Here is a 12,071-nt window from a genome sequence, read left to right as displayed (position 1 = left end):
TCCAGACCACGCATAACCGCATCGAGGACTGGCCAACCACGTGTTCGAGACGCTTTCCGACCGGTTGACATCGGTCTTCTCCTCCCTCCGTTCCAAGGGTCGGCTGTCCGACGCCGACATCGACGCGACCACCCGCGAGATCCGCATCGCGCTGCTCGAGGCCGATGTCGCGCTGCCGGTGGTCAAGGCGTTCGTCGCCCAGGTCAAGGAGCGTGCCCGGGGCTCGGAGGTCTCCGGTGCGCTCAACCCGGCGCAGCAGGTCGTCAAGATCGTCAACGAGGAGCTCATCGCCATCCTCGGCGGCGAGACGCGCAGGCTCCGCTTCGCCAAGACGCCGCCGACGGTCATCATGCTGGCCGGTCTGCAGGGCGCGGGCAAGACGACGCTGGCCGGCAAGCTGGCCCGCTGGCTGCGCGAGCAGGGCCACGTGCCGCTGCTGGTCGCGGCCGACCTGCAGCGTCCCAACGCGGTCAACCAGCTCCAGGTCATGGGCGAGCGCGCGGGCGTCGTCACCTACGCGCCCGAGCCGGGCAACGGCGTCGGCGACCCGATCGAGGTCGCCAGGCAGTCGATCGAGGTCGCCCGCCAGAAGCAGCACGACGTGGTCCTCATCGACACCGCCGGCCGCCTGGGCATCGACCAGGAGATGATGAAGCAGGCCGCCGACATCCGCGACGCGGTCTCGCCCGACGAGGTCCTCTTCGTGGTCGACGCCATGATCGGCCAGGACGCGGTGACCACCGCGCAGGCGTTCATGGAGGGCGTCGGCTTCGACGGCGTGGTCCTGACCAAGCTCGACGGCGACGCCCGCGGCGGCGCCGCCCTCTCGGTGCGGCACATCACCGGCAAGCCGATCATGTTCGCCTCCACGGGCGAGAAGCTGGAAGACTTCGACGCCTTCCACCCCGACCGGATGGCCTCCCGCATCCTCGACATGGGTGACGTCCTCACCCTGATCGAGCAGGCGCAGAAGACGTTCGACGAGGAGCAGGCCGCCAAGATGGCGGGCAAGCTCACCTCGGGCGAGAACTTCACGCTGGAGGACTTCCTCGAGCAGATGATGATGGTCCAGAAGATGGGCCCCATCAAAAACCTGCTCGGCATGATGCCCGGCATGGGGCAGATGCGCGATCAGCTCGACTCGATCGACGACCGCGACCTCGACCGCATCGCCGCGATCATCCGCTCGATGACCCCGGGCGAGCGCAGCGACCCGAAGATCATCAACGGCTCCCGCAGGGCGCGCATCGCCGCCGGCTCCGGCGTGACGGTGACCGCGGTCAGCAACCTGATCACCCGCTTCTACGAAGCCCAGAAGATGATGAAGCGGATGGCCGGCGGCATGGGCATCCCCGGCATGCCGGGCGGCCGTAACAAGGCCGCCAAGCAGCAGAAGAAGAACAAGAAGGGCCGCCGGGTCAGCGGCGACCCGCGCAAGGCGGCGCTGGGCAAGCCCGCCCCGTCACCCGAGGACGACGCCGCGCCCCCCAAGAAGGGCGGCCTGCTCGGCAACCTCGGCGGCGGCCCCAAGCTCCCGCCAGGAATGCAGCTTCCGCCCGGTTTCGACCCGTCGAAGTTCCAGCTTCCCGGCGACGACAAGAAGTAGCTCCTCGTGGGGTACGGCGCGCGCCGCCGTACCCCACGTGCCATGTCGCTGTCAGTACCCACGGTCTGGCACAATGGCATGTTGGAACACCGTGACCAGGCGGGTGCCCTCTCACCTCCCGCCGGCCGCGCCTGTCCCTCGAGCGGCCCGCCATCGTGCCCCACTCGATGGCAAACCGTTCACCCACGCTCGATTGCAGGAGAGACCACACCCGTGGCAGTCAAGATCAAGCTCAAGCGGCTCGGCATGATCCGCAACCCGCAGTACCGCATCGTCGTCGCCGACAGCCGCACCAAGCGTGACGGCCGGGCGATCGAAGAGATCGGCCTGTACCACCCGAAGGAAGACCCTTCGGTCATCCAGATCAACGCTGAGCGCGCCGCCTACTGGCTGGGCGTGGGCGCGCAGCCCACCGAGCCCGTGCTGAAGCTGCTCAAGCTCACCGGTGACTGGCAGAAGTTCAAGGGCGAGCCCGCGCCGGCTCCGCTCAAGGTGGCCGAGGTGCCCGCCGACCGTCACCTCGTCTACGAGGCCGCGGCCAAGGAGGCGCTGTCCGGTGGCGACACCGGCAACAGCGGCACCACGCCGAAGAAGGCCAAGAAGAAGGACGAGGCTCCGGCTCCGGCTGCGGCAGCCGAGGCCCCCGCCGAGACGCCGGCCGAGACCCCCACCGAGGGCGAGGGCTGACGTGCTCGAGGAGGCCCTCGAGCACCTCGTTAAGGGCATCGTCGAACATCCTGACGACGTCCGGGTCCGCGCACGCCGCATTCGCAGCGGGCGCGTTCTCGAGGTCCGGGTGCACCCCGACGACCTCGGCAAGGTCATCGGCCGCGGCGGCCGCACCGCTAAGGCGCTGCGCACCGTCGTGAACGCACTGGCTGACGGAAAGTACGTCCGGGTCGATCTGCTCGACCTGCACGAAGCGGTCCGCTAGTCCGCTGGTTTCACGCGCCCTCATCGGTTCTCCGGTGGGGGCGCTCGCGTTTGGCCGTACATGGAGAGAAGGAACTGATCGTGCAGCTGGTAGTGGGGCGGATCGGACGCCCGCACGGCGTCCGCGGCGAGGTCACCGTGGAGGTGCGCACCGACGAGCCCGAGCTGCGTTTCGCGCCCGGCATCGCGCTGACCACCGACCCGGCCGCGCGCGGCCCGCTCGTGGTCGAGAGCCGCCGCTGGAACAAGGACGTGCTGCTGGTGCGCTTCGAGGGCTTCGCCACCCGCGACGCGGCCGACGAACTACGCGGCACCATGCTCGTCATCGACTCCGCCGACGTGGTTCCCTCCGACGACCCCGACGAGTTCCACGACCACCAGCTCATCGGGCTCGCGGTCGTGACGGTCGCGGGCGCGCCCGTCGGCGAGGTGGCCGACGTGCTCCACCACGGCCAGGACCTCCTCGTCGTACGCCGCGACGGCGGCCAGGACGACGCCCTCATCCCGTTCGTGAAGGCGCTGGTGCCCGAGGTCGACGTGCCCGGAGGCCGGTTGATCGTCGACCCCCCGGAGGGGCTGCTCTGACATGCTGCGCCTCGACATCGTCTCGATCTTCCCCGAGTACTTCGCCCCGCTCGACGTCTCCCTGATCGGCAAGGCCCGCGAGCGCGGCACCCTCGACGTCCGCCTCCACCAGCTGCGCGACTGGGCGCACGACGTGCACAAGACCGTCGACGACACCCCCTACGGCGGGGGTCCCGGCATGGTCATGAAGCCCGAGGTGTGGGGCGAGGCGATCGACACCGTGATCGGCGACGGCACGCCCCGCATGATCGTGCCGACGCCGAGCGGACGGCCGTTCACGCAGGAGCTGGCGCAGGAACTGGCGCGCGAGGAGTGGCTGCTGTTCTGCTGCGGGCGCTACGAGGGCATCGACTCCCGCGTCATGACCGAGTACGGCTCCCGCCTGCGCGTGGACGAGGTGAGCATCGGCGACTACGTGCTGGCAGGCGGCGAAGTCGCGGTGCTGGTGATGGTGGAGGCGATCGGGCGGTTGTTGCCCGGTGTGCTGGGCAACGCGTGCTCGGCGGTGGACGACTCGTTCGCTCCTGGTTCGATGCGGAACCTGCTGGAAGGGCCTGTTTACACGAAGCCGCCGGTTTGGCGGGGGCACGAGGTGCCTGGGGTGCTGCTGAGTGGGCACCACGGCAAGGTCGCCAGGTGGCGACGGGACGAGGCGCTACGTCGCACGGTCAAGAACCGACCAGAACTGGCCGCGAACCTAGACCCGCAGACCCTCGACAAACACGATCAAGCCCTACTAAAAGACCTCGAAACCCCAGACTCTCCCTAGCCCTCCACCACCCCCAACCCTCCTTCACACCTCCGCCCACCCCTTCACTCCGCCCACCCCTTCACTCCGCCCACCCCTCTGCTCGGCCCGGCCCTCCGCCCCTGCTCGCTCCTCTGCCCGACCTCTTCGCCCGCCCCACCCTTCCGTTCCACCCGCCCCTCCGCCCCTGCTCGCTCCTCTGCCCGACCTCTTCGCCCGCCCCGCGCCCCTGGCCCGCTCGCCTCTATGTCCCTCCCGGGCCCCGCGCACTGCCTCGCCCTGACACTCTCGGCCCGACCCCCATGCGCTGATGCCTTCGCCGCTGCCCAGGCGGCGCCCTTGACCCCCTTCGCCCGCCCCTCGCTGCTGTGCAGGCAGCGCCACCTGACGCCCTCTGGCCCGAGGGTCCTTGTCGTTCGGTGGGTGGGCTTCGTTTCGCGTCATGCGGGAACATGTGGCAAACTGAATCGCTGCCAACCCATCATGTGGTTGGTTCGCCGTGCCCGGGGGACGCCCGGGTTCATCATGGAAGCAGGCGTGTCCGCCGCGAGCCGCGGCCGGGTGGACCTCCGCGTGCTCGCGAAGACTTTGAGGTAACAGCTCTCATGCACACGAAGATCCAGGAACTCGACAAAGCGACCCTGCGCAGCGACGTCCCGGGCTTCCGTCCCGGTGACACGCTCGAGGTTCACGTGCGAGTCGTCGAAGGCAACCGGTCGCGTATCCAGGTCTTCAAGGGCTTCGTGCTGCGCCGTCAGGGCGCCGGCGCCCGCGAGACCTTCACCGTCCGCAAGGTGAGCTACGGCGTGGGCGTCGAGCGCACCTTCCCGGTGCACAGCCCGGTCATCGAGAAGATCGTGCTGGTCACCCGCGGTGACGTCCGCCGCGCCAAGCTCTACTACATGCGTGACCTGCGCGGCAAGGCCGCCCGCATCCGCGAGAAGCGTGAGAACGCGCCCGCCAAGTAAGGCGCGACCCAAAAGCCCGGTACTGCTTGGCCGTACCGGGCTTTTCTTTATATGGAGCGACTCGCGGACGGGTGTACCGTCGGTCGAGGCTTGTCGAGCCCATGCATCATCTAGGCTCGTCAGCGATGACTAGCGAGAGCCAGGAGAACGGCGCAGCGCGCCGCCCTGTCAAGGACGAGGTGGACGTGGTCGCCGAAGAGACTCAGAAGGCCAAGGACCCCAAAAAGAAGGACAAGAAAGGGTCGTTCTGGAAGGAACTTCCCGTCCTGGTCGTCGTGGCCCTCGTACTAGCCTTGATCATCAAGACGTTTGTGATCCAGGCGTTCTACATCCCGTCTGAGTCGATGGAGAACACCCTGCTGAAGAACGACAGGGTGCTGGTGAACAAGCTGGTCTACCACACGCGTGACATCGAGCGCGGTGACGTCGTGGTCTTCTCCGGGGTCGACTCCTGGGACGGCGAGTTCGTGATGGAGGAGCCGTCGAACCCGATCGCGGCCTTCTTCCGCTGGGTGGGCACGGCCTTCGGCGTGGTCCCCGGTGAGAAGGACTACATCAAGCGCGTCATCGGCGTCGGCGGCGACAAGGTGAAGTGCTGCGACTCCAAGGGCCGCATCTCGGTCAACGGCGTGGCGATCGACGAGGAAAGTTACCTCTATCCGGGCAATGTGCCGTCGCGGGAGCCGTTCGAGATCACGGTGCCCGAAGGGCGGCTGTGGGTGATGGGCGACCACCGCGTGGTCTCGCTCGACTCGCGTGCCCACCAGGGCGATCCGGGTGGCGGTTCGATCCCGGAGAGCCAGGTCATCGGGCGGGCGTTCGTCATCGTCTGGCCTTTCTCGCGGGCGGCGACGCTGCCGATCCCCGAGACGTTCGCGCAGCCCGCGCTGCAGGCCATGGCCGGGGGGCTGCCGCTGGTGGCCGGGTTCGCGTTCGCGGTGCCGCTGGTGCTGGTGCGCCGGCGGTGGGTGCTGAGGAGGAAGCGCTGATGGCCGTCACCAAGAAGGCGGAGCCCGCCGAGAAGAAGAAGAAAAAGGGCGGCTTCCGCGAGACGGTGCTCCTGCTGGTGCTGGGCGTCGGCATCGCGCTGCTGCTGCAGGCGTTCGTGGTCGGCTCCTTCTACATCCCGTCGGAGTCGATGGAGAACACGCTTCAGATCAACGACCGGGTGTTCGTCAACAAGCTCGCCGGCAAGCCGGAGCGGGGCGACATCGTGGTCTTCAAGGGCTGGGACGGACAGGACACCATCAAGCGCGTCATCGGCGTCGGCGGCGACAAGGTCGTGTGCTGCGACTCCAAGCGCCGGGTGACGGTCAACGGCGTTGCGCTTGAGGAGAAGTCCTACCTGTTCCCGGACGACGAGCCGTCGGGCGACGACTTCAAGTACACCGTGCCGGCGGGCAAGCTCTTCCTCATGGGCGACCACCGGTCGATGTCGCAGGACTCGCGTGACCACGTCAAGCAGGAGGGCGCCGCCGGGTGGATCTCCGAGGAGGACGTGGTCGGCAAGGCGTTCCTGCGCTACTGGCCGCTGGGCAGGGGCGAGATCTTCCAGAAACCGGAGAGCTTCGACAAGGTGAAGTAAGCGCCTTTCCGGTCGCGGTTTGCGGCTATTGGGGCGTACGCTGCGTCTGTCATGACAGTTGCGTTCCGCCCCCGACCGAGCGTTGTCCGGCGAGATTCCGGGCTTTACGCGTACGAGAGAGCGCTGGCCCGCCGCGGTCTCACCCCGATCGCCGGGGTGGACGAGGCCGGTCGCGGCGCCTGTGCCGGACCGCTGGTGGTCGCGGCGGTGATCCTGCGCAAGGAGATTTCGGGTCTGGGGGATTCGAAGCTCCTGACAGCCGCCACGCGCGAGCGCCTCTACGCCCTGGTCACGAAGAGCGCCGACGTGGGGGTTGTCGTCATCCCGCCGCAGGAGATCGACGCGCGCGGGCTGCACCGATGCAACGTGGCGGGAATGCGGCGGGCGGTGGCGCAGTTGACGACAGACCCGGAATACATCCTGACCGACGGCTTTCCCGTGCCGGGCCTGCCGGCGCCGTCGCTGGCGGTATGGAAGGGGGACCAGGTCGCCGCATGCGTGGCGGCGGCCTCCATCGTGGCGAAAGTGACGCGAGACCGGATGATGGTCTCGCTGGACACGGAGTTTCCCGCCTACGGTTTCGCCGAGCACAAGGGGTATACGACCGCTCGGCACCGGCGGGCACTGGAAGCTCACGGTCCGTGCTCGCATCACCGGTTCTCCTTCGTCACTGTGGCAAGGGAGATGGGTGACAATGAAATGGGGGCCGGGGTTGCCTGACCTCGGAACTACAGGAGGGACGCGATGAGCGCAGAAGATCTCGAAAAGTACGAAACCGAGATGGAGCTGCAGCTTTACCGCGAGTACCGGGATGTCGTGGGCCTGTTCACTTACGTCGTGGAGACGGAGCGGCGCTTCTACCTGACGAACTCGGTGGATCTCGACGTGAAGACGGCGGGGAACGGCGATGTGTTCTTCGACGTGAAGATGCAAGACGCATGGGTTTGGGACATGTACCGGCCTGCACGGTTTGTTAAGAACGTACGGGTGGTGACGTTCAAGGATGTGAACGTCGAAGAACTGGCCAAGGCCGACCTCGAGATGCCCAAGGAGGGCTTCTCCAAGTAGGGGTTCGGCATTCCGGGTTGGCCTCTGGAGTCCGTCACGACACTGGGGGCCTCTCGCATGCTGCCCAACACTCTGCGACCTCCGGTTCTCGTCCATTCTGTGACCCGCCGTTCTCCCCGGACTCCCAGGTTCCATCGCACCCGCCCACGCCCTTCCGCCACCTGCCCACGCCCTTCCACGCCGACCTGGGCTCTTCCGCACGTGCCCACGGCCTGCCGCACCTGCCTACGCCCTACCGCGCCGACCTGAGCCCTTCCGCACGTGCCCAGGTCTTCTATGCGGCCGCCACCTCCCGCCCTTAGAGCGTCTCGCCTGCTCAGGCCCTATGAGATGCCCATCGCCTCTCTGCCTTCGGGCAACCGACCCTTCGGGCTACCAGTCGGGCGAGCCCCCGAGGGCCTCTCTCCCTTGTCGGCACGCGGGGCGGCCCTCCCTTGTGCGGCGCTCCCGTGTGCGGCGCTCCCGTGTGCGGCGCTCCCGTGTGCGGCGCTCCCCGGTAACCGCGTACCAAAGGGGGGCTGCGCTCAGCAGCTCGGCACCGTGTGGCGCTCCTCGGCAACCCGTGTGGTGGGTCTTCTCTCGGTCAGAGGGCCGCAGGGTGTGTGACCTGGTGCTCTGGGCAATGTGGGCTCTGGGCTGGGGTTAGGTGGATTGGGGGTTAGGGGCGGGAGAAGGCGCCGGGTTTTAGGCGCCAGCCCCTTGCGGTGCGGAGGACATAGCCGGCGGCGGCCAGGCTGCCGAGGGCGCTGAGGGTCGTGGAGAGGTCTGTGCCCGCGGCTACCGCGATTGTGGCGGTCCCCGCACCACCTTTGCCGGGTACCGCGTCCAGAACACTCCTGGCCGTCTCTGAGAGCGCGTCGTGGGGCACCACGGGGCCGCGCGGGGTCGGGGCCAGGTCATCGCCGATCATGCCGACCAGGTCGATGAGTTCCGCCGGGGTGGTCACGCAGACGGCCTTGCGGTCGCGGAGCAGGCGGTGGCAGCCTGCGGACATCTCCGACGTGACCGGACCCGGGACTACGGCCAGGTGGCGTGACAGGGTCAGCGCGTGGGTGGCCGTGTTCGCGGCGCCGCTGCGCAGGGCCGCCTCCACCACGAGGGTTCCTCGGGAGAGGGCGGCTATCAGGCGGTTCCTGATCAGGAAGCGGGCGCGGGTCGGGTGAACGCCGGGCGGGCATTCGCTGATGACCGCGCCGTCTGCCCTGATCTCCGCGAACAGGTCGTGATGACCGCTCGGGTAGGCGATGTCCACTCCGCAGGCCAGGATGGCGATCGTGGTGCCTCCGGCTGCCAGAGTTCCTCGGTGCGCGGCGCCGTCGATGCCGAGGGCGCCGCCTGAGATGACCGTCCAGCCGGACTCGGCCACGCCTGCCGCGAACTCCGCCGCCACATGCATCCCGTACGGCGTCGCCGCCCGTGCCCCCACGATCGACACCGAACGCAGGCAGGAGTAGCGGAGGTCGGCCGTGCCGTTCACCCACAGGCCGAGGGGGCGGCTGGTGCCGAGCTGGTCGAGCTGGGTGGGCCATTCGGGGGTGCCGGGGATGATCAGCCGGGCGCCCGCCTTCTCGCCTGCCGCCAGATCCGCTTCCGGGTCGGCGGTCTCCAGGCGCGCCTGCCACGCTCGCAGCCGCCGACTGAGCCTGGCTTCCTGGGCTTCCGATGCCGTCGTGTCTCGTGTGGTCGCACGGTCGCTGGGATGTTGGCCTCTGTCGCGCTCCTCGTCAGGCGGGCAGCACGCGTGGCCGCTTTGGTGCTCAGGCTCGGGTGTCGGGTACAGCGCGAGGTTGCCCTCGGTCGTGAGCTGGACCCACTCCCCTCGGTAGGCGTGCGGGTCTCCGGCCTGGAGGACGCGCCCGGTCAGGGCGTCCTGGGGACCAGGTCCGGGAGCTTCTCGGCAGCACGCGGAGTTCTGCCCGCTGGGGAGGGGGGACGAGTTGCCGAGGCAGGTGGCCTGGGTGGGCAGGGCCGGGGACGCTGCCCAGGAAGGGGATGTGGCGTTGGCAGTGATGGCGGGGGATGCGGTCCGGCAAGACGTGGCAGGAGAGCAGACGTGTTGTGGCGTGGTCGGCGACTCGGGGTGGGGTGTGGTCGCGAGGGCCGCGGTGTTGAGCTGGGTGGCCGGGTCGAGGTCGGGCTGGGTGACCAGATTGAGGTTGACCTGGTTGACCTGGTTGACCTGGTTGACCGGATGGAGGTTGAGCGGCGTGGCAGGGCTGAGGTCGGGCGGCGTGGCCAGGGTGAGGTTGGCCGGGTTGGGGTTGGCCGGGTTGGGGTTGGCCGGGTTGGGGTTGGGTGGGTTGAGGTTGGGCGGGGTGACTGGGTGGAGATGCGGGGTGGCTGGGGGCAGGTTGGGCGGGGGACAGGCGGTTGGGGTTGAGGTTGGGGCTCGGGTGAGGAGGGTGGGGGTGACTGTGGACTTGGCGTGGGCGTGGATCAGGCGGAGAGTTTCCACGGGGCCGAAGTGGGCCACCAGGCGGCCCATGAGCTTGTCTCCGGCGTCGGCTGCTCGCATCAGGGCCACTCGGGCCAGGAGGTCGTCGTTCTGGGACATCAGCCCACCCCCAGCCACAGGGCCAGCGCTGTCGAGACTTCTTCCACCTCGGGACGGTCCTTTCCCGCCAGGTCCGCGAGGGTCCAGGCGACTCGGATGATGCGGTCCAGGCCTCGTGTGCTCAACGTGCCGGTGTCGAGGCTGACCGACAGGGGCTTCATGGCGTCGTTCGTGGGGCGGAAGTCGGTGTGGAGAGCCGGGGACGGGACTTCGGCATTGGTGCGCCACGGGGTGCCGGACAGGCGCTTCGCGGCTCGGTCTCTCGCCGCCTTCACTCGGGCGGCCACTACCTCGCTGGACTCGACGAAGTGGCGGTCGGCCATGAGTTCTCTGCGGGAGGAGCGGGCCACCGTGACCTTCATGTCGATGCGGTCCAGCAGTGGGCCGGAGAGTTTGCCCAGGTAGCGACGTTTCACGACGGGGGTGCAGCGGCAGGTTTGGTCGCCTTCCTGCGGTTGTGAGCATGGGCAGGGGTTGGCGGCGAGTACCAGCATGAAGCGTGCGGGGAAGGTCACCGAGCCTGCCGCTCGCGAGACGGTTACGTAGCCGGATTCCAGGGGTTGGCGCAGCGAGTCGAGGACGTAGCGCTGGAACTCCGGAGCTTCGTCCAGGAACAGGACGCCTCGGTGGGCCAGGGAAGCGGCGCCCGGGCGGATGATCGTGCTGCCGCCGCCGACTATGGCCGCCGGTGTCGCCGTGTGGTGGGGGCTGACGAACGGCGGCCTGCTCATCATGGGACTGTCGGGCGGCAGGACTCCGGCTACCGAGTGGATGGCGGTCACCTCCAGGGCGTGGTCCAGTTGCAGGTCGGGCAGGAGGGTGGGCAGGCGTTCGGCCAGGAGGGTCTTGCCGGTGCCGGGCGGGCCGAGCAGCCAGAGGTTGTGGCCGCCTGCCGCGCACACTTCCAAGGCCCGTCTGCCCAACGGCTGGCCTACGACGTCGGCCAGGTCGACGCTGGGCCGTACCTGGGAAGTCGTGGGGGTTGGTGGGGGTTCTGGGTATTCGGGCTCGGGTGGGTCGTCGCCTCTGCGTAGCCATTCGGCCAGCTGGCGGAGGTCGCGGACCGGGACCACCTTCACGTCGGGGACGAGGCTGGCCTCGGCGGCGTTCGCGGTGGGGACCACGACTGTTATGTCACCCTCCTTCGCGGTGCTCAGGACGGACGGGAGAATGCCGCGGACGGGGCGCAGGCGGCCGTCCAAGCCGAGTTCGCCCAGGAAGGAGAAGGAGGCCAGGCGTTCGGCCGGGACCACGCCGGCCGCGCCCAGGATGGCCACCGCGATCGCCAGGTCGAACTGGCTGCCTCGTTTGGGGAGGCTCGCCGGGAAGAGGCTGACCGTGATGCGGGCGTCCGGCCAGGGGTAGTTGCTGTTGACCAGCGCGGAACGTACGCGCTCGCGGGCCTCGCTCAGGGCGGTGTCGGGCAGGCCGATCAGGGAGATGCCGGCCAGGCCGTTGCCCACGTCGGCCTCCACCTCCACCGTGCGGCCGGTTACGCCGATGAGGGTGACGCTTCTGGTGCGGGCCACGGCCATTCAGATCGCCCCCCGGATGTGGCGCATCGAGAAGTCGCCGGCGAAGCGTTCCAGGGCTATGACGTCCACGCGGACGGTTTCGAAGCCGCACGGCTGGGCCGCCAGCCATTTCGCGGCGAGCATGCGGAGGCGGGCGAGCTTCATGGGGCGCACCGACTCCAGGGCGGTGCCGTGGGATCTGGTGGAGCGGGTCTTGACCTCGACCACCACGAGGGTGGGGCCGTCTCGGGCGATGATGTCGATCTCGCCGTGGCGGCAGCGCCAGTTGCGCTCGATGATCTCCATGCCTTCGGACTGGAGGTATGCGACGGCCAGCTGCTCGCCTTGCCTGCCGAGGTCTTGTTTCGCGGACATGTCGATGACTGTCGCGCAGACGGGATCTCGGAAAATCGCCGAGCGGGGTTCTGGGGATTGCCGGAGGTGGGCGCGGGTGGGGTGTGGATAACTCGACCTGAGTAACACCCATGCGGCTGAGGGCATCGCTCTGGG

The 12,071-nt window shown here is 68.6% G+C and carries 13 protein-coding genes; 10 read left to right on the top strand and 3 right to left on the bottom strand.

The features are described 5' to 3' along the window. Window positions 1-40: 40 nt before the first annotated feature. From ffh to HNR40_RS25540, 10 genes are all read left to right on the top strand, one after another. Window positions 41-1,606 (top strand): signal recognition particle protein, encoded by a 1,566-nt coding sequence (gene ffh / locus HNR40_RS25585; RefSeq protein WP_184965566.1) that lies wholly within the window; start codon window positions 41-43, stop codon window positions 1,604-1,606. Window positions 1,607-1,819: 213 nt separating this feature from the next. Next, on the top strand, window positions 1,820-2,293 hold the full coding sequence (gene rpsP / locus HNR40_RS25580; protein WP_184965564.1) for a 30S ribosomal protein S16: 474 nt from the start codon (window positions 1,820-1,822) through the stop codon (window positions 2,291-2,293). 1 nt (window position 2,294) lies between these two features. Then, window positions 2,295-2,540 carry an RNA-binding protein gene (locus HNR40_RS25575; RefSeq protein ID WP_148033779.1) on the top strand — a complete coding sequence of 82 codons (246 nt, stop codon included), beginning with the start codon at window positions 2,295-2,297 and terminating at the stop codon, window positions 2,538-2,540. A gap of 80 nt (window positions 2,541-2,620) precedes the next feature. Further along, window positions 2,621-3,124 (top strand): ribosome maturation factor RimM, encoded by a 504-nt coding sequence (gene rimM, locus HNR40_RS25570; protein ID WP_184965562.1) that lies wholly within the window; start codon window positions 2,621-2,623, stop codon window positions 3,122-3,124. Window positions 3,125-3,128: 4 nt separating this feature from the next. Next, window positions 3,129-3,893 (top strand): tRNA (guanosine(37)-N1)-methyltransferase TrmD, encoded by a 765-nt coding sequence (gene trmD / locus HNR40_RS25565; protein ID WP_184966315.1) that lies wholly within the window; start codon window positions 3,129-3,131, stop codon window positions 3,891-3,893. 584 nt (window positions 3,894-4,477) lie between these two features. Continuing rightward, window positions 4,478-4,840: a 50S ribosomal protein L19 gene (rplS, locus tag HNR40_RS25560; RefSeq protein WP_184965560.1), complete on the top strand. Its 363-nt coding sequence runs from the start codon at window positions 4,478-4,480 to the stop codon at window positions 4,838-4,840. Between the two features lie 125 nt (window positions 4,841-4,965). Beyond that, the gene (gene lepB, locus HNR40_RS25555) at window positions 4,966-5,829 is read left to right on the top strand and encodes a signal peptidase I (RefSeq protein WP_184965559.1); all 864 of its coding nucleotides are present in this window, start codon (window positions 4,966-4,968) and stop codon (window positions 5,827-5,829) included. After that, a complete protein-coding gene (gene lepB, locus HNR40_RS25550; protein ID WP_184965557.1) occupies window positions 5,829-6,425 on the top strand; it encodes a signal peptidase I in 597 nt (198 codons plus the stop codon). The genes lepB (HNR40_RS25555) and lepB (HNR40_RS25550) overlap by 1 nt, the downstream gene beginning before the upstream one ends. A 51-nt stretch (window positions 6,426-6,476) precedes the next feature. Then, entirely contained in the window at window positions 6,477-7,145 is a 669-nt protein-coding gene (locus HNR40_RS25545) for a ribonuclease HII (RefSeq protein WP_184965555.1), read from the top strand. A 24-nt stretch (window positions 7,146-7,169) separates the two neighbouring features. Next, on the top strand, window positions 7,170-7,493 hold the full coding sequence (locus tag HNR40_RS25540; RefSeq protein ID WP_184965553.1) for a DUF2469 domain-containing protein: 324 nt from the start codon (window positions 7,170-7,172) through the stop codon (window positions 7,491-7,493). Between the two features lie 658 nt (window positions 7,494-8,151). On the opposite strand, the gene dprA is transcribed toward HNR40_RS25540, so the two are convergent. From dprA to HNR40_RS25525, 3 genes are read right to left on the bottom strand one after another with little or no spacing between them, the layout of a single operon-like run. Further along, window positions 8,152-10,047 carry a DNA-processing protein DprA gene (gene dprA / locus HNR40_RS53725; protein ID WP_246509476.1) on the bottom strand — a complete coding sequence of 632 codons (1,896 nt, stop codon included), beginning with the start codon at window positions 10,045-10,047 and terminating at the stop codon, window positions 8,152-8,154. After that, window positions 10,047-11,582 carry a YifB family Mg chelatase-like AAA ATPase gene (locus HNR40_RS25530; RefSeq protein WP_184965550.1) on the bottom strand — a complete coding sequence of 512 codons (1,536 nt, stop codon included), beginning with the start codon at window positions 11,580-11,582 and terminating at the stop codon, window positions 10,047-10,049. Before HNR40_RS25530 ends, dprA begins: the two co-directional genes overlap by 1 nt. After that, the gene (locus HNR40_RS25525; protein ID WP_184965548.1) at window positions 11,583-11,936 is read right to left on the bottom strand and encodes a YraN family protein; all 354 of its coding nucleotides are present in this window, start codon (window positions 11,934-11,936) and stop codon (window positions 11,583-11,585) included. It abuts the gene before it with no gap. Window positions 11,937-12,071: the final 135 nt, after the last annotated feature.

The organism is Nonomuraea endophytica (genome assembly GCF_014203235.1).
Classification (GTDB): Bacteria; Actinomycetota; Actinomycetes; order Streptosporangiales; family Streptosporangiaceae; genus Nonomuraea; species Nonomuraea endophytica.
This window is presented reverse-complemented; position numbering and strand designations above follow the sequence as displayed.

What these genes read in the sequence shown, in the direction of transcription:
- rplS (WP_184965560.1), top strand. Translation starts at nt 4,478, where the DNA reads ATGCACACGAAGATCCAGGAACTCGACAAAGCGACCCTGCGCAGCGAC.
- lepB (WP_184965559.1), top strand. Translation starts at nt 4,966, where the DNA reads ATGACTAGCGAGAGCCAGGAGAACGGCGCAGCGCGCCGCCCTGTCAAG.
- lepB (WP_184965557.1), top strand. Translation starts at nt 5,829, where the DNA reads ATGGCCGTCACCAAGAAGGCGGAGCCCGCCGAGAAGAAGAAGAAAAAG.
- HNR40_RS25545 (WP_184965555.1), top strand. Translation starts at nt 6,477, where the DNA reads ATGACAGTTGCGTTCCGCCCCCGACCGAGCGTTGTCCGGCGAGATTCC.
- HNR40_RS25540 (WP_184965553.1), top strand. Translation starts at nt 7,170, where the DNA reads ATGAGCGCAGAAGATCTCGAAAAGTACGAAACCGAGATGGAGCTGCAG.
- dprA (WP_246509476.1), bottom strand. Translation starts at nt 10,047, where the DNA reads ATGTCCCAGAACGACGACCTCCTGGCCCGAGTGGCCCTGATGCGAGCA.
- HNR40_RS25530 (WP_184965550.1), bottom strand. Translation starts at nt 11,582, where the DNA reads ATGGCCGTGGCCCGCACCAGAAGCGTCACCCTCATCGGCGTAACCGGC.
- HNR40_RS25525 (WP_184965548.1), bottom strand. Translation starts at nt 11,936, where the DNA reads ATGTCCGCGAAACAAGACCTCGGCAGGCAAGGCGAGCAGCTGGCCGTC.